General features: G+C 72.3%; 23 protein-coding genes and 1 pseudogene. 5 read left to right on the top strand and 19 right to left on the bottom strand.

The genetic code is table 11. The features are described from left to right. Window positions 1-93: 93 nt before the first annotated feature. From OHT74_RS25870 to OHT74_RS25860, 3 genes are all read right to left on the bottom strand, one after another. Window positions 94-369 (bottom strand): hypothetical protein, encoded by a 276-nt coding sequence (locus tag OHT74_RS25870; RefSeq protein WP_328621530.1) that lies wholly within the window; start codon window positions 367-369, stop codon window positions 94-96. After that, the gene (locus OHT74_RS25865) at window positions 366-1,688 is read right to left on the bottom strand and encodes a beta-xylosidase (protein WP_328621529.1); all 1,323 of its coding nucleotides are present in this window, start codon (window positions 1,686-1,688) and stop codon (window positions 366-368) included. Before OHT74_RS25865 ends, OHT74_RS25870 begins: the two co-directional genes overlap by 4 nt. Window positions 1,689-1,751: 63 nt before the next feature. Further along, window positions 1,752-2,789 carry a GlxA family transcriptional regulator gene (locus OHT74_RS25860; RefSeq protein ID WP_328621528.1) on the bottom strand — a complete coding sequence of 346 codons (1,038 nt, stop codon included), beginning with the start codon at window positions 2,787-2,789 and terminating at the stop codon, window positions 1,752-1,754. Window positions 2,790-2,860: 71 nt separating this feature from the next. Here OHT74_RS25860 and OHT74_RS25855 point away from each other — a divergent pair, with 71 nt between their 5' ends. Beyond that, on the top strand, window positions 2,861-4,162 hold the full coding sequence (locus OHT74_RS25855; protein ID WP_443047549.1) for an MFS transporter: 1,302 nt from the start codon (window positions 2,861-2,863) through the stop codon (window positions 4,160-4,162). Between the two features lie 8 nt (window positions 4,163-4,170). Continuing rightward, window positions 4,171-4,593, top strand: a pseudogene (locus OHT74_RS25850) (class I SAM-dependent methyltransferase); the annotation flags it as partial. Window positions 4,594-4,642: 49 nt separating this feature from the next. Here OHT74_RS25850 and OHT74_RS25845 read toward each other — a convergent pair. The 6 genes from OHT74_RS25845 to OHT74_RS25820 all read right to left on the bottom strand — a co-directional run bounded on the left by OHT74_RS25845 (window position 4,643) and on the right by OHT74_RS25820 (window position 9,624). Then, complete coding sequence (locus tag OHT74_RS25845; protein ID WP_266667175.1) at window positions 4,643-4,999, bottom strand: cytidine deaminase; 357 nt, start codon at window positions 4,997-4,999, stop codon at window positions 4,643-4,645. 177 nt (window positions 5,000-5,176) lie between these two features. Continuing rightward, entirely contained in the window at window positions 5,177-5,530 is a 354-nt protein-coding gene (locus tag OHT74_RS25840) for an MmcQ/YjbR family DNA-binding protein (protein WP_266667173.1), read from the bottom strand. Further along, window positions 5,527-6,831 (bottom strand): hemolysin family protein, encoded by a 1,305-nt coding sequence (locus tag OHT74_RS25835; RefSeq protein ID WP_266667171.1) that lies wholly within the window; start codon window positions 6,829-6,831, stop codon window positions 5,527-5,529. The genes OHT74_RS25840 and OHT74_RS25835 overlap by 4 nt, the downstream gene beginning before the upstream one ends. Beyond that, window positions 6,828-7,325 carry an rRNA maturation RNase YbeY gene (gene ybeY / locus OHT74_RS25830; protein WP_266667169.1) on the bottom strand — a complete coding sequence of 166 codons (498 nt, stop codon included), beginning with the start codon at window positions 7,323-7,325 and terminating at the stop codon, window positions 6,828-6,830. The genes OHT74_RS25835 and ybeY overlap by 4 nt, the downstream gene beginning before the upstream one ends. Window positions 7,326-7,338: 13 nt before the next feature. Next, complete coding sequence (locus tag OHT74_RS25825) at window positions 7,339-8,385, bottom strand: PhoH family protein (RefSeq protein WP_328621527.1); 1,047 nt, start codon at window positions 8,383-8,385, stop codon at window positions 7,339-7,341. Window positions 8,386-8,526: 141 nt separating this feature from the next. After that, window positions 8,527-9,624, bottom strand: a complete 1,098-nt coding sequence (locus OHT74_RS25820; RefSeq protein WP_328621526.1) for a carbohydrate kinase family protein — start codon at window positions 9,622-9,624, stop codon at window positions 8,527-8,529. Window positions 9,625-9,834: 210 nt separating this feature from the next. On the opposite strand from OHT74_RS25820, the gene OHT74_RS25815 reads away from it, so the two are divergent. Beyond that, window positions 9,835-11,184 (top strand): MFS transporter, encoded by a 1,350-nt coding sequence (locus OHT74_RS25815; protein WP_328621525.1) that lies wholly within the window; start codon window positions 9,835-9,837, stop codon window positions 11,182-11,184. On the opposite strand, the gene OHT74_RS25810 is transcribed toward OHT74_RS25815, so the two are convergent. The 6 genes from OHT74_RS25810 to hrcA all read right to left on the bottom strand — a co-directional run bounded on the left by OHT74_RS25810 (window position 11,181) and on the right by hrcA (window position 16,685). After that, on the bottom strand, window positions 11,181-12,086 hold the full coding sequence (locus OHT74_RS25810; RefSeq protein WP_266667161.1) for a ribonuclease Z: 906 nt from the start codon (window positions 12,084-12,086) through the stop codon (window positions 11,181-11,183). The genes OHT74_RS25815 and OHT74_RS25810 overlap by 4 nt on opposite strands. A gap of 3 nt (window positions 12,087-12,089) precedes the next feature. Continuing rightward, window positions 12,090-12,449: a histidine triad nucleotide-binding protein gene (locus tag OHT74_RS25805; RefSeq protein ID WP_266994400.1), complete on the bottom strand. Its 360-nt coding sequence runs from the start codon at window positions 12,447-12,449 to the stop codon at window positions 12,090-12,092. A gap of 100 nt (window positions 12,450-12,549) precedes the next feature. Then, on the bottom strand, window positions 12,550-13,296 hold the full coding sequence (locus OHT74_RS25800; protein ID WP_328621524.1) for a 16S rRNA (uracil(1498)-N(3))-methyltransferase: 747 nt from the start codon (window positions 13,294-13,296) through the stop codon (window positions 12,550-12,552). Next, the gene (locus OHT74_RS25795; protein WP_266667155.1) at window positions 13,293-14,384 is read right to left on the bottom strand and encodes a nitronate monooxygenase; all 1,092 of its coding nucleotides are present in this window, start codon (window positions 14,382-14,384) and stop codon (window positions 13,293-13,295) included. The genes OHT74_RS25800 and OHT74_RS25795 overlap by 4 nt, the downstream gene beginning before the upstream one ends. A 147-nt stretch (window positions 14,385-14,531) precedes the next feature. Next, on the bottom strand, window positions 14,532-15,668 hold the full coding sequence (gene dnaJ, locus OHT74_RS25790) for a molecular chaperone DnaJ (protein WP_266629358.1): 1,137 nt from the start codon (window positions 15,666-15,668) through the stop codon (window positions 14,532-14,534). Continuing rightward, window positions 15,669-16,685 (bottom strand): heat-inducible transcriptional repressor HrcA, encoded by a 1,017-nt coding sequence (hrcA, locus tag OHT74_RS25785; protein ID WP_266667153.1) that lies wholly within the window; start codon window positions 16,683-16,685, stop codon window positions 15,669-15,671. 146 nt (window positions 16,686-16,831) lie between these two features. Here hrcA and OHT74_RS25780 point away from each other — a divergent pair, with 146 nt between their 5' ends. Together OHT74_RS25780 and OHT74_RS25775 are read left to right on the top strand one after the other, a co-directional pair. Next, window positions 16,832-17,557 (top strand): MBL fold metallo-hydrolase, encoded by a 726-nt coding sequence (locus tag OHT74_RS25780; protein WP_328621523.1) that lies wholly within the window; start codon window positions 16,832-16,834, stop codon window positions 17,555-17,557. Between the two features lie 28 nt (window positions 17,558-17,585). Then, entirely contained in the window at window positions 17,586-18,386 is an 801-nt protein-coding gene (locus OHT74_RS25775; protein ID WP_328621522.1) for a DUF3097 domain-containing protein, read from the top strand. A gap of 6 nt (window positions 18,387-18,392) precedes the next feature. On the opposite strand, the gene OHT74_RS25770 is transcribed toward OHT74_RS25775, so the two are convergent. The 4 genes from OHT74_RS25770 to lepA form a co-directional block, all read right to left on the bottom strand. Beyond that, entirely contained in the window at window positions 18,393-18,947 is a 555-nt protein-coding gene (locus OHT74_RS25770; protein WP_266667147.1) for a Uma2 family endonuclease, read from the bottom strand. 100 nt (window positions 18,948-19,047) lie between these two features. Next, window positions 19,048-20,280: a radical SAM family heme chaperone HemW gene (gene hemW / locus OHT74_RS25765; protein WP_328621521.1), complete on the bottom strand. Its 1,233-nt coding sequence runs from the start codon at window positions 20,278-20,280 to the stop codon at window positions 19,048-19,050. A 91-nt stretch (window positions 20,281-20,371) separates the two neighbouring features. Next, entirely contained in the window at window positions 20,372-22,261 is a 1,890-nt protein-coding gene (locus OHT74_RS25760; protein ID WP_266994413.1) for an AMP-dependent synthetase/ligase, read from the bottom strand. A 248-nt stretch (window positions 22,262-22,509) separates the two neighbouring features. Then, a complete protein-coding gene (gene lepA, locus OHT74_RS25755) occupies window positions 22,510-24,375 on the bottom strand; it encodes a translation elongation factor 4 (protein ID WP_266667141.1) in 1,866 nt (621 codons plus the stop codon). Between the last annotated feature and the right edge of the window lie 61 nt (window positions 24,376-24,436).

Here is a 24,436-nt window from a genome sequence, read left to right as displayed (position 1 = left end):
ACCTCGGCCCATTCGACGGCGGGCGGGTGCTCCCACCTGGTGCTCAGCCGGACTTCCTGGCCGGGCAGCAGCTCGGCGGGCAGCCCGGTGAGCTCACGGCCAGAGGAGGCGCCGGCCGAGGGCCCCGGAGGCGGAGAGGGCGGCGCGGGGGCGCAGGGTGACGTTGCCGAGGTTGTGGAGCGTGTACGAGACCCCGGTCCCAGAGGCCCGCAGGTCCTCGACGGCCGGCGCGGGGGCGGGGGCGGTGGGGCCGGCCACCCGCAGGTACAGCCGGACCAGCCGGTACGGGGCGGAGCCCCGGGAAACGGAGAAAGGGCCGGGCGGGGAGAAGGCCCCGCGCAGCGGGACCCGCGGAGCGGGGTGGCTCACGAGAGGGTCAGGGTCAGGACCGCCCGGTACGCACCCGGCGGGGTGTACGGCGGCACCGTGAGGGCGACCGTCGCATCGATCGTGAACGTCCCGCCCACCAGCTCCGCATCCGGCGTCGACGCCAGCACCGCACCCTCCGGCCCGACCACCCCCGCGCTGCCCGCCACGCACCGGCTCGGGCTGCCCTGCGCGGCCGTGCACGACGGGGTCCAGCTCAGCGAGGCCCCCGGGATCACGACCCCGCCCGGGCCCGTGAAGTCCGTGACCTTGCCGATCAGCGACCACCCCGCCGGTCCGCCCCGCGCGTCCTTGACCGTGACCGTGCCGATCCGGCCGGGTGCCGCGCCGCCCTCCCCGTACGGGAACGCGCCCAGCGCGATCGACGCGCCCGCTTGGGTCATCGACAGGGCCCCCGGCTCCACCACCGCCGTCACCTTCTGCGTGCCCGAAGGCGTAGCCGCGATCACCGTGTACGCCGCCGGCCCCGAGCCCTCCTGCCCCGACCACGCCGCGCCCTCGTACGCCACCACCGCCGTCGTCGCCCTGTCCGTGACCGGCAGCTCCGCCATGACCTCGCCCCGCTCGTCCGCCGTGGCCTCCACCCGGTCCGCGGTCTCGGCGGCGCCCGCCCGGCCGGTCACCGTCACGGCCGCGCCCGGGGCGAAGCCGACGCCCGTGACCTTGACCTCGGCGCCCGGCTTCCCGTACGCCGTGCCCAGCGCGACCGACCGCAGGTTGGCCCGGGGCAGCGGGGTCGCGGTGAGCCGCTCGGACACCGGCGCCCCGGTGACGGCGCAGGCGGTGTCCAGGTCCAGCAGGTGGCCGGTGTGCAGCGTGTAGCTGCCCGGGGCCAGGGTGATCATGCCGGGCGCGGTCACGGTGAACGTGCCGGTCATGGTGACGGCGGGCAGCCCCGCACCCGCCTGGACGGGGTCGTTCCGCTTCGCTCCCACGACGGTGACCTCACCGCTCTGCGCACCTCCCAGCAGGATCCGCCCGGTCGGGGTCAGCGCGTCCGCCGGGAGTTCGGCGCCGAGCGGGTTCACGGCAGGCGTCCGGGCCACCTGGTAGGTCACGGTGACCGTGTCGCCGACCTTCGGCGCCGGGTCGTCGACGGTGATCCGGGCCGTGGTCGGCCCGTCGGCGGGCGGCAGACCGGCTTCCTGCGGCGGCAGGCAGTGCGTCGGGAACTCCACCTGCCCGGACGGCGCCTCCCCTTCCGCCGCGGCGGGCGGGCTCAGCGCACCCCCGGTCGTGGCCGCGAGCACCGCCACGCCGACGGCCGCCGACCATCTCCTGCTGCCCGCCCGTGTTCGCACGGCCCGCCCCCTGGGTTCCCTCGCGCCGACAGGGGGCCATTCACGAGCGGGCGGCGGGAGAAGTCAATGCACGGACCCGGCATCAACTGATGACCCATCAGGAGATGGCAGGCTCCCCGCGGGCTCCCCAAGTCCACCGGTCGCGCGGAACGTACGCCGGTACGCCGTCGGGCTCACCCCCAGCGCCGCCTGCAGGTGCTTGCGCAGCGACTGCGCCGTCCCGAACCCCGTCTCCCGCGCCACCTGTTCCATCGGCAGATCCGTCCGCTCCAGCAGCCGCCGGGCCCGTTCCACCCGCTGGCCGACGATCCACTCGCCGGGGCTGACCCCCGACTCCTCCCGGAACCGGCGCGTGAACGTCCGTACCGACATGGCCTCCTGTCGGGCCAGGTCGACCAGCCGCACCGGCTCGTGCAGCCGGTCCATCACCCACGCGCGGGCCGCCGCAGTACTGGCCTGCTGCGGCTGCGGCACCGGGCGGTCGACGAACTGGGCCTGCCCGCCGTCCCGGTGGGGAGGTACGACGGTCCGCCGGGCCACGTCGTTGGCGACGGCCGCGCCGTGGTCGCGGCGCACGATGTGCAGGCACAGGTCGATGCCGGCGGCGACCCCGGCCGAGGTCAGCACGTCCCCGTCGTCGGTGTAGAGCACGCCGGCGTCCACCCGTACGGCCGGGAAGAGCCGCTGGAAGTGCTCGGCGTGGGCCCAGTGCGTGGTGGCGGGGCGGCCGTCCAGGAATCCGGCTGCGGCCAGGACGTACCCGCCCGTGCAGATGGAGACGAGCCGCGTCCCGGGCCGGATGTGCGCGAGCGCCGCGGCGAGCGCGTCGCTCAGCCTGCCCTCCTCGTACACGGGGCCCAGCTCGTACGAGGCGGGCACCACCACGGTGTCGGCCGTGGCCAGCAGCTCGGGGCCGTGCTCGACCTGGACCGCGAAGTCGGCGTCGGTGCGCACCGGCCCGGGGGCGAGGGCGCAGGTGAGGATCTCGTACAGCGGCTCTCCGGCGGGATCCTTGGCGCGGCCGAAGATCCGGTGCGGGATGCCGAGCTCGAAGGGCAGCAGCCCGGTGAGCGCGAGGACGACGACACGGTGAGGGGCCATGGCCCAATCGTATCGAAGGGTGTCGGTCAGGCCACTGTCGTACGGGGCACCGCGGGCCGGAAGCTGTCTGCGTGACGCAGACAGCCCCCAACCCCGCCCCCACCGCCCCGGCCCCGGCCCCCACTCCGACCGGGCGCATCCACCGCGCCTGGTTCGTCGCGGCCGTCGCCTTCGTGACGATCATCGGCGCCGCAGCCTTCGCCTCCCTGCCCGGACTGCTCATCGAGCCGCTGCACGAGGAGTTCGACTGGTCGCGCGGCACGATCGGCCTCGCCGTCTCGGTGAACCTCGCGCTGTACGGGCTCACCGCGCCCTTCGCCGCCGCCCTGATGGACCGCTTCGGCATCCGCAAGGTGGTGGCCCTGGCCCTGCTGGTCATATCCGGCGGCACCGTGGCCACCTTGTGGATGACGGCGTCCTGGCAGCTGGTGCTGTTCTGGGGCGTGCTGGTGGGGCTGGGCAGCGGCTCCATGGCCCTGGCCTTCGCGGCGACGGTGACCAACCGCTGGTTCACCGCCCGGCGCGGGCTCGTCACCGGCATCCTGACCGCCGCCGGGGCCTCCGGTCAGCTGATCTTCCTGCCGCTGCTGTCCTGGCTGGTGGAGCACCACGGCTGGCGTCCGGCGGCGGTGACTGTCTCGCTGGCGGCCCTGGCCGTCGTCCCGTTCGTGTGGCTGCTGCTGCGCGACCACCCGGCGGACATGGGCCTCGCGCCGTACGGGGGCACGTACGCGGAACGGCCCGCCCCGGTGACGGGCGCGGCGCGGCGGACGGTGGCGGTGCTGTTCAAGGCGGCCCGCACCGGCCCGTTCTGGCTGCTGGCGGGCACCTTCGCGATCTGCGGGGCCTCGACGAACGGGCTGGTCAAGACCCACTTCGTACCGGCTGCGCACGATCACGGCATGCCGGTGACCGCAGCGGCCGGGCTGCTGGCGGTGATCGGCGTCTTCGACGTGATCGGCACCATCGCCTCCGGCTGGTTCACGGACCGCTTCGAGGCGCGCCGCCTGCTGGCTGTGTACTACGCCCTGCGCGGGATCTCGCTGCTCTTCCTGCCGATGCTGCTGGCACCGTCCGTGCACCCGCCGATGGTCTTCTTCATCGTCTTCTACGGGCTGGACTGGGTCGCGACCGTCCCGCCGACCATCGCGCTCTGCCGTGAGCACTACGGCGAGGACAGTGCGATCGTCTTCGGCTGGGTGCTGGCCTCGCACCAGGTGGGCGCGGCGTTGGTGGCCTTCCTGGGCGGCCTGGCCCGCGACGTCTTCGGCTCGTACGACCTGGTCTGGTACGCGTCGGGCGCGCTGTGCGCGATGGCGGCGCTGATGGCGATGGTGATCCGCCGTCGCGGAAATGATCAACTCGCCGTGTGACGACGACACTGACGCAGCGCGCCTTCGCGGCGGTCGGCCGGTTCAACGACGCGCACCCCTGGGACCACAACGCCCACTACCACCGCTGGATCCTGCGGCAGCTGCCCGGGCGGTTCGGCCGGGCGCTGGACGTCGGCTCGGGCAGCGGCGACCTGGCACGGCTCTTGGCCGGCCGGGCCGGGTCGGTGCACGCCGTCGACGCCGATGCTGCGATCGTCGCCCGGGCACGACAACTGACCGCGCCGGACGCCCCGGTGGCGCTCTCCGTGGGGGACGCGCTGACGGAGCTCCCGCCGGGGCCGTACGACGTCATCACCTGCGTCGCCACGATCCACCACCTGCCGTTCGGCGAGGCCCTGCGCCTCTTCCGCCGGCACCTGGCGCCGGGCGGAACCCTGGTCGTCATCGGTCTCGCGCAGGCGCAGACCCCGGGCGGCACCCTGGTCTGGCGCGAAGCCTGACGGGCGGGCACCTGCCGGGTCAGGCGCCTGCCGGGGTGGCGGACTTGAGGGTGCCGTCCGGGCCCGCCAGCAGGACCGGGGTGTCCGGGCCGCCGAGGTCGCGGACCGCCGCGCGGTCGGCGTCGGCCACCGCCTCCGCCGAGCTGACCACGGCCGCGGCCTCCAGGGACTCGGCCCCGCTCGCCACCGCCATCGCGACCGCCGTCTGCAGCGCGCTCAGCTTCAGGGACTCGAGCTCCACCGTGCCGGCGACGTACGTACGGCCCGTCTCGTCCCGCACCGCCGCGCCCTCGGGCACCCCGTTGCGGGCCCGGGCGCTGCGCGCCAGCGTGATGATCTTGCTGTCCTCGGGGTTGATCCCGGTGGTGTCGGTCATGGGCGAAAGCATATGGAGCGTCTCGGCAGGGCCGCACAACGGCCCTGCCGAGACGCCCTCCCCTCCGTCCCCCGGGATCTTGTGCCACGCGGGATCAAACCCAAGCGCTCCATAAGGAAGTCCTGTGATCCAAAGGTCACAGAGCGCCGGGACCTTCGTCCCGTCCCCGTTCCGCCCTCACGGCCGGTCGAGCCGCAGCCGCTCCGCCCTCGGCAGGCCCGCGACCACCAGGTCGTACGAGTCCTCGATCAGCTCCCGCACCAGTGCGTCGGGCAGCCCGCCGACCGTCACCGTGTTCCAGTGCCGCTTGTTCATGTGCCAGCCGGGCGCGATCGCCTCGTGCTCCTCCCGCAGCCGCACCGCCAGCTCCGGTTCGCACTTGAGGTTGACCTTCAGCGGGTCGGCGTCCAGCGCGGTCAGCGCGAACATCTTCCCCAGCACCTTGAACACCGAGGTCTCGGGCGTGAAGGGGAACTCCTCCACCGCCGCGTTGAAACCCAGGCAGAACGCGCGCAGCTCCGCCGGCGTCATTCGCCCTCCTCGCCCTCGCCCGACGCCGGGACCACCGGCTCCACCAGTACCGTCACGATCTTGTTCCGCCGGCCTGCCGGGGACTCGGCCGTCAGCCGCAGCGGCCGCCCGTCCGGCAGCTCCACGACCGCCGAGGCGCCCGCGATCGGCACCCGGCCGAGCGCCTTCGCCAGCAGCCCGCCGACCGTCTCCACGTCCTCGTCGTCGTAGTCCTCGACCTTGAACAGCTCACCGAGGTCGGTGATGTCGAGCCGCGCCGTCACCCGGTAGCGGTCCTCGCCCAGGTCCTCGACGGGCGCGAGCTCGCGGTCGTACTCGTCGGTGATCTCGCCGACGATCTCCTCGAGGATGTCCTCGATGGTGACGATGCCCGCCGTGCCGCCGTACTCGTCGATGACCACGGCCACGTGGTTGCGCACCTGCTGCATCTCCCGCAGCAGATCGCCCGCGTTCTTGGTGTCCGGTACGAACACCGCCGGCCGCATCGCCGTCGTCACCAGGTCGGCCTCCGCCTCCCGGCTGATGTGCGTCTTGCGGACCATGTCCTTCAGGTACACGATGCCGACGATGTCGTCCTCGTTCTCACCGGTCACCGGGATGCGCGAGAAACCCGACCGCAGCGCCAGCGTCGTCGCCTGACGGACCGTCTTGTACCGCTCGATGCAGACCAGGTCGGTGCGCGGCACCATCACCTCGCGCACGAGGGTGTCGCCGAGCTCGAAGACCTGGTGCACCATCCGGCGCTCCTCGTCCTCGATCAGCGACTCCTTCTCCGCCAGGTCGACCATCGCGCGCAGCTCGGCCTCGGAGGCGAACGGCCCCTTTCGGAAGCCCTTTCCGGGCGTGAGCGCGTTGCCGATGAGGATCAGCAGCTGCGGAATGGGCCCCATGACACGGGCGAGCGGGACCAGGACGTACGAGGCCGCCGTCGCCGTGTTGAGGGGGTGCTGGCGGCCGATGGTGCGCGGGGAGACGCCGACGGCCACGAAGGACACGAGCACCATCACCGCGATCGCGATGAGCAGTGCCTTCCAGTTGTCGCCGAACTCGTCGAGGCAGACGTACGTGACGAGCACGCCGGCCGCCATCTCGCAGGTGACCCGCACGAGCAGCGCCACGTTGAGGTAGCGGGTGGGGTCGGCGGCGACCTGCGCGAGCTTCGCGCTGCCGCGCCGGCCCTCCCGTACGGCCTGCTCGGCGCGGAAGCTCGAGATCCGGGCGATCCCGGACTCGGCGCACGCCGCGAACCAGGCCACCACCACCAGCAGCACCGCGCCGGTGATCAGCTGCGGGGCGGTCACGAGACGGTCGGGGCCGGGGACGGACCGGTCATGCCGCGCTCACCGCGCCAGCCGTCGACGATGGCCGCCTGGAGGCCGAACATCTCGGCCTTCTCGTCCGGCTCCTCGTGGTCGTACCCGAGCAGGTGCAGCACCCCGTGGACGGTCAGGAGCTGGAGCTCCTCGTCCATGGAGTGCTGCGTCGGGGCGTCCTCGCCCTGCTTCTTCGCCACCTCGGGGCAGAGCACGATGTCGCCGAGGAGCCCCTGCGGGGGCTCCTCTTCGTCCTTCGCCGGCGGACGGAGCTCGTCCATCGGGAAGGACATGACGTCGGTGGGTCCGGGCAGGTCCATCCACTGGATGTGGAGCTGCTCCATGGCGTCCTCGTCGACGACGATGACGGACAGCTCGGACAGCGGGTGGATCCGCATCCGGGTGAGTGCGTAGCGGGCGATGTCGAGGATCGCCCGCTCGTCGACCTCGGTTCCGGACTCGTTGTTGACGTCGATCGACATGGTGCGCTGGGTTCTACTTCCGCTGGTAGCCGTTCCGGGACTGCTGGGCGTCCTGGCTGTCGTCGTACTTCTCGTACGCATCGACGATACGGCCGACCAGCTTGTGCCGGACGACATCCTCGGACGTGAGCCGCGAGAAGTGGATGTCGGGGAGCCCTTCGAGGATCGCCTGGACCTGACGCAGGCCGGACTTGGCGCCTCCGGGCAGGTCGACCTGGGTGATGTCACCGGTGACGACGATCTTCGAATCGAAGCCGAGCCGGGTCAGGAACATCTTCATCTGCTCGGCGGTCGTGTTCTGCGCCTCGTCGAGGACGACAAAAGCGTCATTGAGGGTCCTGCCACGCATGTACGCCAGCGGGGCCACCTCGATGGTTCCGGCGGCCATCAGGCGCGGGATCGAGTCCGGGTCGATCATGTCGTGCAGCGCGTCGTACAGGGGGCGCAGGTACGGGTCGATCTTGTCGAAGAGCGTGCCGGGCAGGAAACCGAGCCGCTCTCCGGCCTCGACGGCGGGGCGGGTCAGGATGATCCGGCTGACCTGCTTGGACTGCAGGGCCTGGACCGCCTTGGCCATGGCGAGGTAGGTCTTGCCGGTACCGGCGGGGCCGATGCCGAACACGATCGTGTTCTTGTCGATCGCGTCGACGTACCGCTTCTGGTTGAGGGTCTTGGGGCGGATGGTGCGGCCGCGGCTGGAGAGGATGTTCTGGGTGAGCACCTCTGCGGGCGTCTCGTCCGGGCCGTTGCCGTTGCCGCTCGCCTTGAGCATGGCGATCGAGCGTTCCACTGCGTCCTCCGTCATCGGCTGCCCGGTGCGGAGCACCAGCATCATCTCGTCGAACAGGCGCTGGACCAGGGCGACTTCCGTCGCGTCGCCGACCGCGCTGACCTGATTGCCCCGAACATGGATGTCGGCCTTCGGGAAGGCCTTCTCGATCACGCGCAACAGGGCGTCACCTGAGCCGAGCACCGCGACCATCGGGTGCCTGGCCGGAACGGTGAAGTGGGCTCGCGCCTGCCCCGGCGCCGGTGTCTGGGCTGTGGGTGTCTGAGTCATGGGCCGGCACTGTGGCCTGCACATACCTCCCGCTGAGGGGCCGCGCCGATCGACGACCTCCGGAGTACCAAGGGTACGACTCCGCCGTGCCATCCCCGAGGGGTTTTCCGGCGCCCTCGGAACCCCCCGAAGGCCCGCCCGCTAGGCCGGGTGGCGGAAGCCGATGGTCGGGACCGCTCTGCGGCGGGAGGCCGGCTCGGTACCCGGCGGGACCAGCGCGTCCAGGAAGCCGTAGCGCGGCCGCAGGGCCTCGGGGGCCGCGCGCCACCAGTGGGCCACCTCCGGCCAGCCCGGGGCCGACAGCGAGCCGCCGAACTCCTGGACCGACAGGGCCGCCGTCAGGCCCGCGAAGGCCAGCCGGTCCGCCAGCGGCCACCCCGCCAGGGCGCCGGTGACGAAGCCCGCCACGAAGACGTCCCCCGCCCCCGTCGGGTCCAGCGCGTCCACCGTGATCCCGGGGACCTCCGCCTCCTCGCCGGTCCGCCCGTCCACCGCGTACGCGCCCTCCGGGCCCATCGTCACCACCGCGAGGGGCACCTTCTGCGCCAGCGCCCGCGCCGCCGCCCTCGGGCAGTCGGTCCGCGTGTACCGCATGGCCTCCCCCGCGTTCGGCAGAAAGGCCTCGCAGTGCTCCAGGTCCGGCAGGTCCCCCAGGTCCCAGCGCCCGCTCTCGTCCCACCCCACGTCCGCGAAGATCCGCGATCCGCGCCGCGCCGCCTCCGCGATCCACGGGTCCGTCCGCCCCGGGCCCAGCGAGGCCACGGCCGCCCGGGTGCGCGGCGGGCACTGCGGGAACGGCCCGGGGGCCGCCGGGGGCGGGGCCTCGTGGCCGTGCGAGACCATCGTGCGCTCGCCCTCGTACGCCATCGAGACCGTGACCGGGCTGTGCCAGCCGGGGATGGTCCGCGACATCGACAGGTCGATGCCCTCGCCCTGCTCGAGCGCGTCCCAGCAGTACTCGCCGTAGTGGTCGTCGCCGAACGCCGCGGCCAGCGAGGTGCGCAGGCCGAGCCGGGCCAGCGCGGTGGCCATGTTGGCCACTCCCCCGGGGCTGGAGCCCATGCCGCGCGCCCAGGACTCCGTACCGCGCACCGGGGCCGAGTCGAGGCCTGTGAAGATGATGTCGAGGAAGACCGTGCCGGTCAGGAACACGTCGCACCACGGCTCCTGCGGGTCCCGCAGGGGACCGAGCGGGTCCACGGCCGGGGTGAGACTGGTGGTGCTGTCCCGACTGGTCACGGTGTACTCCCCGTTTTTGCGAAGGGTCGTTTCTGCGCGCGGGCATGCGGTGGGAAGCCGGCAACCTTGCCCTCCCCCGGCAGGCCCAAACACAGTGTGTCGCAGATCACGATCGGGTCGCTCTTCTCCGCATCGTGAACCACTTGATAGACAAAGGCGCCGCGGCTCCGCGGATCCTCTCGCCGCACCTGCGCACCACCGGGAACAGCCGTGTCCGACAACACCTCCGCGCCGCCCGCCGCCTGGCCCCTGGTGGCCCTCTTCACGGCCGGTTACCTCGCCCCCTACCTGCTTCCCACCGTCGTCGGACGGCTCGACGCCCATCTCCCGCTGAGTCCCGCGCAGGCGGGGTTCGTCGGCACGGCCCTGCTCCTCGGCTCCGCCGCGGCCGGCCTCACCCTGGCCTCCCGCATCCCCCGCCACGGGCAGCGCCCGCTGGCCCGGCTCGGACTGCTGCTCGCCGCCCTCGGCTACGGCACGGCGGCCGCGACCACGCTGCTCCCGCTCGTGGTCGCGGGCGTGGTGGTCGGCGGCTTCGGCTCCGGTACGGCCACCGCCGTGGCCGCCTCGGGGATCGCCGGGCAGCGCGATCCGCACCGCGTCTCGTCCCTCGGGCTGCTGTCGGTCTCGGCCACCGCGGGGGCCCTGTACCTGACCCTGCCGCGCCTCGGCGGCGGACACGCGCTGCCGTTCGCGGCCATCGCCCTGGTCGCGGCCCTGGCCTGGCCCGCGACCGGCCGCCTCGGCGGGCCCACCCGCCCGGGTCCCGCCGTACGGGGCTCCGGGCGGCTGCCGTACCCGCGCGCCGGGGCGGTGCTGGCTGGCTGCCTGCTGCTCTGGTCGCTGACCCAGGAGGCCCTGTGGGGCGTCAGCGGCCGGATCGGCGCCGAGCAGGCGGGCCTGCCCGAGGCCACGCTCGGCGTCGTCTTCGCGGTGGCGCTGGGCGCGGGCCTGCTCGGGGTCACGGCCGCCTCCGCGTTCGGGGCCCGGCTGGGGCGGGCGGTCCCGATCGGCGCGGGCACGGCGGCCATCGCCGGCTGCGTCGTGCTGACCGCCTCCGCGGACGGGCTCGCCGGGTTCGCCGCCGGGGAGATCCTGTGGAACGCGGTCTACCCGGTGGTCCTCTCGTACGTGATCGGCCTCGCGGCGGCCCTGGACGCGCGCGGCCGCTGGGCGGTGCTCGCCGGCTCCGCCTCCTCGCTGGGCACGGCCTGCGGGCCCGTGGCCGGCAGCCTGCTCGCCGAGGGGTTCGGCTTCCGGGGCATGGGGCTGGTGCTGGGCGCGCTGCTGCTGGTGGTGGCCGGGCCGATGACCGCGGTCGCGCTGCGCGCCGGCGGGCACGGGCCGGCTCCGGCCGAGGGGCCGGTCCGCCGCGGCGGCGCCCCGGCCACGGCGGTCCGGCCCGACCCCGCGACCGGACCGCAGCCGGCGGGCGCGCCCGTCCGCGTACGCCGCACCCCGCGCCGGGTGCTGCTGCTCTCTCCGGCGGCCCGTCGCTCCCGGAACCAGGAGCGGGCCTCGGAGCAGGGCCAGGAGCGAGCCGGGATCCTCGGGGGCTAGCCGCGCTTCGGCAGGGGGACCCGTGCGAGGTCCGCGGCGATCGTCAGTTCGCCCTCGAAGCCGGCCGCGCGGGCCTGGCGTTCGAACTCCTGCGGGTCCGTATAGCGCTGCGAGAAGTGCGTCAGCACCAGGTGCCGTACGCCCGCGTCGCGCGCGACCCGGGCCGCCTGGCCGGCGGTGAGGTGCCCGTGGTCGGTGGCCAGCGCCTCGTCCTCGTCGAGGAACGTGGACTCGATCACCAGCATGTCGCAGCCCGCGGCCAGCGCGTCCACGCCGGGACACAGCCGGGTGTCCATGACGAAGGCGAAGCTCTGCCCCGGCTTGTGCTCGCTGACGTCGTCGAGCGTGACCCCGCCCAGCTGCCCCTCGCGCTGGATCCGGCCCACGTCGGGCCCCTTGATCCCATGCTGCGCGAGCAGTTCGGGCACCATCCGGCGCCCGTCGGGCTCGGTGAGCCGGTAGCCGAAGGACTCGACCGGGTGCGAGAGCCGGCGGGCCTCGAGGGTGTACGAGGGCCCCTGGGCCAGCGTCCCGTCCTCGGCCACGGGTTCCTCGCGGAGCGGGACGGTCTCCCGGTAGGCGGTGGCGTACCGGAGCCGTTCGAAGAACTTCTGCCCGGAGGCCGGGTAGTGCGCGGTGACGGGGTGCGGGACCCGGTCCAGGTTGATGCGCTGGATCACCCCGGCGAGGCCGAGGCTGTGGTCACCGTGGAAGTGGGTGATGCAGATCCGGTTGATGTCGTGCGCGGCCACCCCGGCGCGGAGCATCTGACGCTGGGTGCCCTCGCCCGGGTCGAAGAGGATGCCCTCGCCGTCCCAGCGCAGGAGGTAGCCGTTGTGGTTGCGGTGGCGGGTGGGCACCTGACTGGCGGTACCCAGCACCACGAACTCTCGTACGGACACGGCTTATCCGGGGGGCCACTGGAGGCCGCGCCCGCCGAGGACGTGCGCGTGCGCGTGGAACACGGTCTGGCCGGCGCCGGCGCCGGTGTTGAACACGATCCGGTAGCCGTGGCCGTCGATCTTCTCCTCGGCGGCGATCTCGCCGGCCACGCGCAGCAGGTCGGCGGCGACGGCCGGTTCGGCGGCGGCGAGCGCGGAGGCGTCCGGGTAGTGCACGCGCGGGATCACGAGGACGTGGGTGGGCGCCTGCGGGTTGATGTCCCGGAAGGCGAACGTCGTCTCGGTCTCCCGGACCACGGTCGCCGGGATGTTCCCCGCGACGATCTTGCAGAACAGGCAGTCCGCCTGCGGTTCCCCGGCCATTGCTCCGCCTTCCGTGACAGTGGCGCCGACGGGCCGTCGACGCCGACGTTGATCAGCTCCGGCATCGTAACCGGCGCCGTCGGCGGCCTCGTACGCGTTTTCAGGACCAGCGGCCGGTGCGCGCCAGCAGGACCGCCGTCGCCGCGGTGCCGGCGGTGGAGGTGCGCAGGACCGAGTGGCCCAGGCGGTAGGGGTGCGCGCCGGCTTCCGCGAAGACGGCCAGCTCCTCCGGGGAGACCCCGCCCTCGGGTCCGACGACCAGGACGACGGAGCCGCCGGCCGGGAGCTCGGCCGTGGCCAGGGCCCCCGAGGGCGCGCCCCGGTCCTCGTGCAGGACCATCGCCAGGTCGGCGCCGGCCAGCAGCGCCGCGACCTGCTTCGTGGACATGGCCTCCGCCACCTCGGGGAAGCGGACCCGGCGGGACTGCTTGCCCGCCTCCCGGGCCGTGGCCCGCCACTTGGCCAGGGACTTGGCGCCGCGGTCGCCGCGCCACTGGGTGATGCAGCGCGAGGCCTGCCAGGGGACGATCGCGTCCACGCCGGTCTCGGTCATGGTCTCGACGGCGAGCTCGCCGCGGTCCCCCTTGGGCAGGGCCTGGACGACCGTGATCCGGACGGCCGGCTCCGGCTCCTCCTCGATGGCGTGCAGGTCCATGACGACCAGCCGGTCCTTGCCCTCGGCGGCCTTGACCACGCCCTCCGTCCAGTGACCGCGCCCGTCGGTGAGGACCACGTCCTCGCCCGGGTTCAGCCGTTTCACGGAGACCGCGTGCCGGCCCTCCGGGCCGTCGAGCACGAACTCCGGCCCCGCGGGGACCTCTTCGACCACGAACACGGGGGCGGTCATGACGTACTCCTCTTCTGCATTGCCTTCAACGCGCTCTGGGCCTCGGCCAGTTCGGCCGCCAGCACCTCCACCAGCTCCCCCGCCGGAAGCGCCCGCGCCAGCCGGTGCCCCTGGCCCGCCCACAGGGCCATGCCCTGCGGGTCCCCGGCCGCGGCGGCGGCCTTGCGCAGCCCCGCGGTCATGTGGTGGATCTGCGGGTAAGCGGCCGGGGCGTACGGCCCGTGCTCCCGCATGAACCGGTTCACCAGGCCCCGGGCCGGACGCCCCGAGAACGCCCTGGTCAGCTCCGTGTGGGCGAACAGGGGGTCCGTGAGGGCCTTCTTGTGCAGCGGGTGCGCGCCCGATTCGGGGCAGGCCAGGAACGCGGTGCCGAGCTGCGCCGCCTCCGCGCCCGCCGCCAGCAGCGCCGCGATCTGCGAGCCGCGCATCAGACCGCCCGCCGCGATGATCGGGAGGCCCACGGCCTCCCGTACCTGCGCGACCAGCGCGAGCAGGCCCACGCCCGCCGTGCCGTCGGCCTGCGGGTCGTCGCGGTGGGTGCCCTGGTGGCCGCCGGCCTCCACGCCCTGGACGCAGACGGAGTCGGCGCCCGCGGCCTGTGCGGCGCGGGCCTCGTCGACCGAGGTGACGGTGACGACCGAGTACGTGCCCGCCTTGCGCAGGGCGGCGAGGACCACGGGCGTGGGGCAGCCGAAGGTGAACGAGACGACGGGAACGGGGTCTTCGAGGAGGATCGCGAGCTTGGCGTCGTAGCCGTCGTCGCTGGTGCCGATGATGTCCTCGTCGGCCAGGGAGAGCTCGTACCAGCTGGCCTCGCCGGCCAGCTGCCCGCGGTACGCCTCCACGGCGGCCGGGTCCACGTACCCCGTCTGCGGCATGAAGAGGTTCACGCCGAACGGGCGCCGGGTGAGCGCGCGCAGCCGTTTGATCTCCTGGTACATGCCGTCGGCGGTCTTGTAGCCGCCGGCCAGGAAGCCCAGCCCGCCCGCCTCGCACACGGCGGCGGCGAGCGGCGGACAGCTGGCGCCGCCCGCCATCGGAGCCTGCACGATCGGATACGGGGAGAGACCGTTCGGTGCGGAGGACATGCACTGCATCGTGCCATGTCCCGCTCACCGGGCCGAATCACGGCATTCGCCTGGCATAGTCCGCTTCAGCGGGCGCGTCCGGATCAATGCGCCGAGCCCGGTCCGGGGCATCCCCGGACCGGGCTCGTACGGGTGCTCGCGGGCCGGTCAGCGGCCGTTGAAGGCATCCTTCAGGCGGCTGAACAGGCCTTGCTGACCCGGCGCGAACTGGCCCATGGGCCGCTCCTCGCCGCGCAGCTTGGCGAGCTGGCGCAGCAGCTCCTCCTGCTGGGGGTCCAGCTTGCCCGGGGTGGTGACCTCGACGTGGACGATCAGGTCGCCGCGGCCGCCGCCGCGCAGGTGCGTGACGCCGCGCCCGTGCAGCGGGATCGACTGGCCCGACCCGGTGCCGGGACGGATGTCGATCTCCTCCATGCCGTCCAGCGTCTCCAGCGGGCACTTGGTGCCGAGGGCCGCGGCCGTCATGGGGATGGTCACCGTGCAGTGCAGGTCGTCCCCGCGCCGCTGGAAGGTCGGGTGCGACAGCTCGTGGATCTCCACGTACAGGTCACCGGCGGGGCCGCCGCCGGGGCCGACCTCGCCCTCGCCCGCGAGCTGGATCCGGGTGCCGTTCTCGACACCCGCCGGGATCTTGACCGTGAGGCTGCGTCGGGAGCGGACCCGGCCGTCACCCGCGCACTCGGGGCACGGGGTCGGCACCACGGTGCCGAAGCCCTGGCACTGGGGGCAGGGGCGCGAGGTCATGACCTGGCCCAGGAAGGACCGGGTGACCTGCGACACCTCACCGCGACCACGGCACATGTCACACGTCTGCGCCGAGGTGCCGGGGGCGGCACCCTCACCGGAGCAGGTGGTGCAGACGACGGCCGTGTCGACCTGGATGTCCTTGGTCGTGCCGAAGGCGGCCTCGTCCAGCTCCAGGTCGAGGCGGATCATGGCGTCCTGGCCGCGGCGGGTCCGCGAGCGCGGTCCGCGCTGCGAGGCCTGGCCGAAGAAGGCGTCCATGATGTCGGAGAAGTTGCCGAAGCCGCCCGCTCCGAAGCCGCCCGCTCCGCCGCCGCCCGAGGAGGACAGCGGGTCGCCGCCGAGGTCGTAGACCTGCTTCTTCTGCGGGTCCGAGAGCACCTCGTAGGCCGCGTTGATCTCCTTGAAGCGCTCCTGCGTCTTCGGGTCCGGATTCACGTCCGGGTGGAGTTCGCGCGCGAGGCGGCGGAAGGCCTTCTTGATCTCGTCCTGCGATGCGTCGCGGCGCACGCCGAGAACGGCGTAGTAGTCCGTGGCCACTTACGACTCCGCCAGGATCTGTCCGACGTAACGTGCCACTGCGCGTACCGCTCCCATCGTTCCGGGGTAGTCCATGCGGGTCGGTCCGACCACGCCGAGTTTGGCGACTGCTTCGCCGCCCGAACCGTAGCCGACCGAGACGACGGACGTGGAGTTCAGTCCCTCGTAGGCATTCTCATGCCCGATCCGTACGGCCATTCCCGACTCGCTGGCCTCGCCGAGCAGCTTGAGGAGCACGACCTGCTCCTCCAGCGCCTCGAGCACCGGCCTGATCGTCAGGGGAAAATCGTGTCCGAAGCGCGTGAGATTGGCGGTTCCGCCGATCATCAGCCGCTCCTCGGCCTCCTCGACCAGCGTCTCCAGCAGGGTCGCGAGCACGGTCGACACCGTGCTGCGGTCATCCGGATCGAACGATTCCGGCAGGTCCTGCACGAGCTGCGGCACGTCCGTGAACCGGCGGCCGACGACCCGGCTGTTGAGCCGCGCCCGCAGATCGGCGAGCGAGGTCTCGCCGAACGGAGTCTGACAGTCCACGAGCCGCTGCTCGACCCGTCCTGTATCGGTGATCAGCACGAGCATGAGCCGGGCCGGAGCGAGCGACAGCAGCTCGACGTGCCGGACCGTGGACCGGGTCAGGCTCGGGTACTGGACGACGGCGACCTGCCGGGTGAGCTGCGCGAGCAGCCGAACCGTACGGCCTACCACGTCGTCGAGGTCGACGGCCCCGTCGAGGAAGTTCTGGATGGCCCGGCGCTCGGGCGTCGACAGCGGCTTGACCCCGGCCAGCTTGTCGACGAAGAGCCGGTAGCCCTTGTCCGTGGGGATCCGGCCGGCGCTGGTGTGGGGCTGCGCGATGTAGCCCTCGTCCTCCAGCACGGCCATGTCGTTGCGCACGGTGGCGGGCGAGACGCCGAGCCGGTGCCGCTCGGTGAGCGCCTTGGAGCCGACCGGCTCCTCCGTCCCGACGTAGTCCTGGACGATGGCGCGCAGCACTTCGAGTCTGCGTTCGCTGAGCATCGCGCACACCTCCAGCTCTGGTCCGTTGTCTTGGTCGTTGCTTGTCGACTGGCACTCTGATCGTTCGAGTGCCAGAGATCCCCCGCTCAGTGTACGGCCGGGTAGTAAGACCCTGGCAAGGGAGGCCGCCAGGGTAGCGTCGCGGCATGGACGTGCGTTGGGAAGAGGCGGGCTGGGAGCGGCTGACCGGGCGGACCGGACGGCGACGACTCCCGGTGTGGGACTGCACCGTGGGACTGGTGGTGGGGGACGAGTCGGTGCTCCTGATCGATCCGGGTTCGTGCGTACGCGAGGGCGCGCAGCTGCGGGCCGAGGCGGAGCTGCTGACGGGCCGGCGCGTGACGCACATCGCATTCACGCACGGACATTTCGATCACGTACTGGGCGTGTCCGCGTTCGCCGGGGCCGAGGTGTACGGGGCGGTCGGGCTGGACGCGGAGCTGTCGACCGGCCGGGAGGAGCTGCGCGCCGACGCGGTCCGGCAGGGGCTGGCGGAGGCGGAGGCCGCCGAGGCGGTGGACCGGCTGGTGGTGCCGAGGCACTCCGTGTCGGGCGAATGGACGCTGGAGCTGGGCGGGGTGCAGGTGCTGCTGGCCAACGTCGGGCCCGGGCACACCCGGCACGACCTGGCGGTGTTCGTTCCCGGCGAGCGCGAGACGGTGTTCTGCGGGGACCTCGTCGAGGAGTCGGGCGAACCGCAGGCGGGCAGCGACGCGGTGCCGGCGCAGTGGCCGGCGGCGCTGGACCGGCTGCTGTCGCTGGGCGGGGACGACGCGCTGTACGTGCCGGGTCACGGAGCGGTGGTCGATGCGGGCTTCGTGCGTGCGCAACGCGCCACACTGGCCGCCCGTTTCGGCGTGTCGGAGGCGTGATCGGCGCGCCTCTCCTAGTGTCGGCCGGATGCGCGAGTACTCCCCCGACCTGACCCCGCAGTGGAAGCGCCCCAAGGCCGTACCGGAGGTGGCGGCCGAGCCGGACCTGGTGGTCGAGGTGGCCGGTACGGACTTCTGCGGCGCGGTGGTGGCCTGCGAGGCGGGCACGGTGACCCTGGAGGACCGCTTCGGCAAGCGGCGGGTGTTCCCGCTGGAGCCGCGGGGGTTCCTGCTGGAGGGCGCCGTGGTGACCCTGACCCGCCCCTCACGGGCCCCTGCGGCGCCCTTGCGCACGGCGTCGGGCTCGGTGGCCGTCCCCGGGGCGCGCGCCCGCGTGGCGCGCGCCGGGCGGATCTACGTCGAGGGCCGGCACGACGCCGAGCTGGTGGAGCGGGTCTGGGGCGACGACCTGCGGATCGAGGGCGTGGTGGTGGAGTACCTGGAGGGCATCGACGACCTCCCCGCGGTGGTCGCGGACTTCGCCCCGGCCCCGGACGCCCGTCTGGGGATCCTGGTGGACCACCTGGTCCCGGGCTCGAAGGAGTCCCGTATCGCGGCGTCGGTGACCTCGTCGGACGTCCTGATCGTCGGCCACCCGTACGTGGACGTCTGGCAGGCGGTGAAGCCGTCCGCTCTGGGCATCGCCGCGTGGCCGGTGGTCCCGCCGGGCCAGGACTGGAAGACGGGCGTCTGCAGGGCGCTGGGCTGGCCGGAGAACACCGGGGCCGCCTGGCAGCACATCCTGTCCCGCGTGCGGTCCTACAAGGACTTGGAGCCGGTCCTGCTGGGCCGCGTGGAGGAACTGATCGACTTCGTCACGGCGCCTTGACCCGAGCTACGGCAGAGTGCCGAAGTCAGCGGTGTCGAGCATGACGCCGAGGACATCGAGCGGGACAGGCTCACCGAACTTGCCGGTCCACGTGCCGCGGTAGTCGGCCTCTTCTCCGGCACCGAAGGGTTCGGTGAGCACCACGCACTTGGCTTGGAAGGGGTCGATGATCAGATAGGTGGGGATGCCGCCGGCCGCGTAGATGGAGCGCTTCGTCACGTAGTCGCGCAACTTGCTGGTCTTGGAGACGACCTCGACCACCATCGTCAGGGCCCCGGCGGGTACCAGACGCCCCGACTCCGGCGCCGCCTCGGAGGGCAGGACCACCAGATCCGGCTGCGGCTCGGACGACTCCGCCGGAATGTCCACGTCCTGCGTCTGTAGCGGGTACCAGCGGTCCATGGGAATCTGGCGCTGCACGAACATGACGATCAGGTTGTGGACAAGGTCCGGCCCCGCCATCATCACGATTTCCCCCCTGAGGAGCTCGACCTTGACCCCCTCGGGAGCCTCGAAGCTCTCGAAGTACTCAGTCATCCGGCGATCGTCCACAGCGGTCATCTCCGTGCCCTCCACTTCTGTCGCCGGGTATGCGACAGAAGGCTACGAACAGGCTAGGCCGCACCTGCCCGTATCCGCATGGATTCACTCCTCCGAGTGATCAGTCCACCAAGTCCCGGACCACCGCGTCGGCCAGCAGCCGCCCGCGCAGGGTCAGCACCGCCCGCCCCGCCTCGTACGGGGCGGCCTCCAGGAGGCCGTCGGACAGGGCGCGGCGGGAGGCCGCGAGGCCTGCCGGGGCCAGCAGGGACAGCGGGACGCCGTCCACCAGGCGCAGCTCCAGCAGGATCCGCTCCACCCGGCGGTCCTCCTCGGAGAGGAGCTCGCGACCCGCGCCCGGGGAGCGGCCCTCGGCCAGCGCTGCCGCGTAGGCGCCCGGGTGCTTCACGTTCCACCAGCGGACCCCGCCGACGTGGGAGTGGGCGCCGGGCCCGGCGCCCCACCAGTCGGCGCCGCGCCAGTACAGCTCGTTGTGCAGGCAGCGGCCCGCCTCCGAGGTGGCCCAGTTCGAGACCTCGTACCAGGAGTACCCGGCCTCGGCCATCACCGAGTCCGCGATCAGGTACCGGTCGGCGTGCACGTCGTCGTCCGTCATCGGGACCTCGCCCCGCCGGATCCGCCGCGCCAGCTGGGTGCCCTCCTCCACGATCAGCGCGTAGGCGCTGATGTGGTCCGGGCCGGCGCCGAGGGCGGCGGCCAGGGAGGCCCGCCAGTCCTCGTCCGACTCCCCCGGGGTGCCGTAGATCAGGTCGAGGTTCACGTGCTCGAAGCCCGCCGCCCGCGCCTCCGCGACGCACGCCTCCGGCCGGCCCGGCGTGTGTGTGCGGTCGAGCACCTTCAGGACGTGCTGCTTCGCGCTCTGCATGCCGAAGGAGACCCGGTTGAAGCCCCCGGCCCGCAGCTCCGCCAGGTACTCCGGGTTCACCGACTCCGGATTGGCCTCCGTGGTGATCTCGGCGTCCTCGGCCAGGCCGAATTCGTCCCGGATCGCCGCGAGCATCCGTACGAGGTCGCCGGCGGGCAGCAGCGTCGGCGTACCGCCGCCGACGAACACCGTCCGCACGGCCCGCGGGTCGTCGCCGAGCACCTTGCGGGCGAGGCGGACCTCGTCGATCAGGGTGTCGGCGTAGTTCTCCCGGGAGGCGAGCACGCCGCCGGTGCCGCGCAGCTCGGTCGCGGTGTAGGTGTTGAAGTCGCAGTACCCGCACCGCGTGGCGCAGTACGGGACGTGCAGGTAGAACCCGAGCGGCCGGTCCCCGGCACCCGCCAGGGCATGCGACGGCAGCGAGCCGTCTTCGGGCATGGGTTCACCGTCGGGCAGTGCGGAAGGCATGCAGCCATTGTCCCGCACCCGCCACCGCGCCCGCCCCGGCTCGCGTCGTGCGAGACCGCGGCAGGCGCCGTGGCGGGCGCTGCGCCTCGTGCTACGCCTCGCGCGAGCCCTCGTACATCTCGTCGATCAGGTGCTTGAACTCACGCTCGACGGCCGGCCGCTTCAGCTTCAGGCTGGGCGTGAGGTCGCCGTGCTCCACGTCGAGGTCGCGGGGCAGGATCCGGAACTTCTTGACCGTCTGCCAGCGCTGCAGGCCCTCGTTCAGGGTCTGGATGTACGTCTCGATCAGCCGGTTCGTCTCCGCCGCGGCCAGGACCTCGGCGTACGTCTTGCCCTCGAGCCCGTTCTCGGCGGCCCAGCCCATGATCGACGGCTCGTCGAGCGCGACCAGGGCGGCGCAGAAGTTCCGGTCGGCGCCGTGCACCACGATGCTCGACACGTACGGGCAGATCGCCTTGAACCGGCCCTCGATCTCGGCCGGGGCGACGTACTTGCCGTTCGAGGTCTTGATCAGGTCCTTCTTGCGGTCCGTGATGCGCAGGTAGCCGTCGGGCGAGAGCTCGCCGATGTCGCCCGTGTGCAGCCAGCCGTCCTCCTCCAGCACCTCGGTGGTCTTCTCCGGCTGCAGGTGGTAGCCCTGCATGATGCCGGGGCCGCGCAGCAGGATCTCGCCGTCGTCGGCGATGCGGACCTCGGTGCCGGGGAGCGGCTTGCCGACGGTGCCGGTGCGGTAGGCCTCGCCGGGGTTGACGAAGGAGGCGGCGCTGGACTCGGTGAGGCCGTAGCCCTCGAGGATGTGGATGCCGGCGCCGGCGAAGAAGTAGCCGATCTCGGGGGCCAGGGCGGAGGCGCCGGAGACGGCGGCGCGCAGCCGGCCGCCGAAGGCCTCGCGGAGCTTGGAGTAGACGAGCGCGTCGGCGATCTTGTGCTTGGTGGCCAGGCCGAAGGGGGCCGTGGCGCTGCCGGTGCGCCGGTAGTTGTCCTGGGTGACCTTGGCGTACTCGCGGGCGACGCCGACCGACCACTGGAAGATCTTGTACTTGGCGCCGCCGCCGGCCCGGGCCTTGGCGGCCACGCCGTTGTAGACCTTCTCGAAGATGCGCGGGACGGCCGCCATGTAGGTCGGCTGGACGACCGGCAGGTTCTCGATGATCTTGTCGATCCGGCCGTCGACGGCGGTGACGTGGCCGACCTCGATCTGACCGGAGGTCAGGACCTTGCCGAAGACGTGCGCGAGCGGCAGCCACAGGTACTGGACGTCGTCGCTGTGGATCATGCCGGTGGCGACGGTGGCCTTGGCCATGTACGACCAGTTGTCGTGCGGGAGCCGTACGCCCTTGGGGCGGCCGGTCGTGCCGGAGGTGTAGATCAGCGTGGCGAGCTGGTCGGCGGTGATGGCCGCGATCCGCTCCTTGATCGCCTCGGGGTGCTTGGCGAGGTACTCCTTGCCGCGCGCCTCCAGGTCGGCGAGGGAGAGCACCCAGCCCTCCGGGTCACCCTCGGCCGGTACCGCGCCGGCGGACTCCAGGACCACCACGTGGGCGAGCTCGGGCAGGTCGGCTCGGCGCTCGCGGGCCTTGGCCAGCTGGGCGGCGTCCTCGGCGATCAGCACGCGGCTGGCCGAGTCGGCGAGGATGAACGCCGACTCCTCGGCGTTGGTGCTCGGGTAGATCGTGGTCACGGCGCCGCCGGCGCACATGACGCCCAGGTCGGAGAGGATCCACTCGACGCGGGTGTTGGAGGCGAGCGCGACCCGCTCCTCGGGCTGCAGGCCGAGGTCCAGCAGGCCCGCGGCGATACCGAAGACGCGCTCGGCCGCCTGGCCCCAGCTCAGCGACTTCCAGTCGTCGGGGCCTCTGCCGTCGGCCGCGGGCACCGGGAACCGGTAGGCCTCGGCGTTCGGCGTGGCGGCGACACGCTCAAGGAAGAGTGCCGCCACGGTGGGCGGGCGGTTCTCGATCAAGGTCTGTGTGTCGCTCACGGACGTCCTCCGGACCACGCGGCAGGGCCTGTCATCCAAGGCGGTGGATGACGGCTTCCAACAGGGCTTGCAACCAGCGCTTGTAACTGGCGAGTAACCAACGGGCAGTGATCAGACTAGGGGGCCTCCGCCTGGCGCGTAAGAGCCCTTGAGACGCCGATTCATAACGAAACAGGCCCCCGCGCTGCTGCACGGGGGCCTGTTCCGTATACGGATCAAGGCGCTTCACGGCCGTTCACGGCCGGGGGCTACTTCTTCTTGCCGCCGGACTCGTCGCTCGAGAGGACGGCGATGAAGGCCTCCTGGGGCACCTCCACCGAGCCGACCATCTTCATGCGCTTCTTGCCTTCCTTCTGCTTCTCCAGCAGCTTCCGCTTACGGGAGATGTCACCGCCGTAGCACTTGGCGAGGACGTCCTTCCGGATGGCGCGGATGGTCTCGCGGGCGATGACGCGGGAGCCGATGGCCGCCTGGATCGGGATCTCGAAGGCCTGCCGCGGGATGAGCTCGCGCAGCTTGGCGACCAGGCGCACACCGTAGGCGTAGGCGGCGTCCTTGTGCGTGACGGCGGAGAAGGCGTCGACCTTGTCGCCGTGCAGCAGGATGTCGACCTTGACCAGGCCGGAGGCCTGCTCGCCGGTGGGCTCGTAGTCGAGGGAGGCGTAACCGCGCGTCTTGGACTTCAGCTGGTCGAAGAAGTCGAAGACGATCTCGGCGAGCGGGAGGGTGTAGCGGATCTCGACCCGGTCCTCGGAGAGGTAGTCCATCCCGAGGAGGGTGCCGCGGCGCTGCTGGCAGAGCTCCATGATCGCGCCGATGAACTCGGAAGGCGCGAGCAGGGTGGCCCGGACGACCGGCTCGAAGACGTCCTTGATCTTGCCCTCGGGGAACTCGCTCGGGTTGGTGACGGTCACCTCCTTGCCGTCCTCCAGGACGACGCGGTAGACCACGTTCGGCGCGGTGGCGATCAGGTCGAGGCCGAACTCGCGCTCCAGCCGCTCGCGGACGACGTCCAGGTGCAGCAGGCCGAGGAAGCCGACGCGGAAGCCGAAGCCCAGCGCCGCCGAGGTCTCCGGCTCGTAGACGAGCGCGGCGTCGTTGAGCTGGAGCTTGTCCAGGGCCTCGCGCAGGTCGGGATAGTCCGAGCCGTCGAGCGGGTACAGGCCGGAGAAGACCATCGGGCGCGGGTCCTTGTAGCCGCCGAGGGCCTCGGTCGCGCCGTTGTGCAGGCTGGTGATGGTGTCACCGACCTTGGACTGACGCACGTCCTTCACGCCGGTGATGATGTAGCCCACCTCGCCGACGCCGAGGCCGTCGGAAGGGGTCATCTCCGGGGAGGAGACGCCGATCTCCAGCAGCTCGTGGGTGGCGCCGGTCGACATCATCCGGATGCGCTCGCGCTTGTTGAGCTGGCCGTCCACGACACGGACGTAGGTGACGACACCGCGGTACGAGTCGTAGACCGAGTCGAAGATCATCGCGCGGGCCGGGGCGTCCTTGGGGCCGACCGGGGCCGGGACCGTGGCGACGATCTTGTCGAGCAGCGCGTCCACTCCGAGACCGGTCTTCGCCGAGACGCGAAGGACGTCCTCCGGCTGGCAGCCGACCAGGTTCGCGAGCTCCTCGGCGAACTTCTCCGGCTGGGCGGCCGGCAGGTCGATCTTGTTCAGGACCGGGACGATCGCGAGGTCCTTCTCCATCGCCAGGTAGAGGTTGGCGAGGGTCTGCGCCTCGATGCCCTGGGCGGCGTCCACCAGGAGGACCGTGCCCTCGCAGGCGGCGAGGGAACGCGAGACCTCGTACGTGAAGTCGACGTGCCCGGGGGTGTCGATCATGTTGAGGATGTGCGTCTGGCCCTGACCCTCACCCACAGTGGGCGCCCAGGGCAGTCGGACCGCCTGGGACTTGATCGTGATGCCACGCTCACGCTCGATGTCCATGCGGTCGAGGTACTGGGCACGCATCTGCCGCTGGTCGACGACACCGGTGAGCTGGAGCATCCGGTCGGCGAGCGTCGACTTGCCGTGGTCGATGTGCGCGATGATGCAGAAATTGCGGATCAGCGCCGGGTCGGTACGGCTCGGCTCGGGCACGTGGCTGGGGATCGCGGGCACGCAGTGTCCTGATTCTCGGGTCGCAGTCGGAAGCGTTTCCGGCTCTCGTCGGATCTGTACG

Source organism: Streptomyces sp. NBC_00354, from assembly GCF_036106915.1.
Lineage (GTDB): Bacteria > Actinomycetota > Actinomycetes > Streptomycetales > Streptomycetaceae > Streptomyces.
The sequence above is the reverse complement of the archived record's forward strand: the minus strand, read 5'-3'. Positions and strand labels throughout refer to the sequence as shown.

Coding starts and splice junctions, on each gene's coding strand:
- ybeY (WP_266667169.1), bottom strand. CDS start 7,325: ATGTCGATCGACGTCAACAACGAGTCCGGAACCGAGGTCGACGAGCGG.
- OHT74_RS25795 (WP_266667155.1), bottom strand. CDS start 14,384: ATGTCCTCCGCACCGAACGGTCTCTCCCCGTATCCGATCGTGCAGGCT.
- OHT74_RS25780 (WP_328621523.1), top strand. CDS start 16,832: ATGGACGTGCGTTGGGAAGAGGCGGGCTGGGAGCGGCTGACCGGGCGG.
- OHT74_RS25845 (WP_266667175.1), bottom strand. CDS start 4,999: ATGACCGACACCACCGGGATCAACCCCGAGGACAGCAAGATCATCACG.
- OHT74_RS25805 (WP_266994400.1), bottom strand. CDS start 12,449: ATGGCCGGGGAACCGCAGGCGGACTGCCTGTTCTGCAAGATCGTCGCG.
- OHT74_RS25775 (WP_328621522.1), top strand. CDS start 17,586: ATGCGCGAGTACTCCCCCGACCTGACCCCGCAGTGGAAGCGCCCCAAG.
- OHT74_RS25770 (WP_266667147.1), bottom strand. CDS start 18,947: ATGACCGCTGTGGACGATCGCCGGATGACTGAGTACTTCGAGAGCTTC.
- OHT74_RS25840 (WP_266667173.1), bottom strand. CDS start 5,530: ATGACGCCGGCGGAGCTGCGCGCGTTCTGCCTGGGTTTCAACGCGGCG.
- OHT74_RS25800 (WP_328621524.1), bottom strand. CDS start 13,296: ATGACCGCCCCCGTGTTCGTGGTCGAAGAGGTCCCCGCGGGGCCGGAG.
- hemW (WP_328621521.1), bottom strand. CDS start 20,280: ATGCCTTCCGCACTGCCCGACGGTGAACCCATGCCCGAAGACGGCTCG.
- OHT74_RS25860 (WP_328621528.1), bottom strand. CDS start 2,789: ATGGCCCCTCACCGTGTCGTCGTCCTCGCGCTCACCGGGCTGCTGCCC.
- OHT74_RS25825 (WP_328621527.1), bottom strand. CDS start 8,385: ATGACTCAGACACCCACAGCCCAGACACCGGCGCCGGGGCAGGCGCGA.
- hrcA (WP_266667153.1), bottom strand. CDS start 16,685: ATGCTCAGCGAACGCAGACTCGAAGTGCTGCGCGCCATCGTCCAGGAC.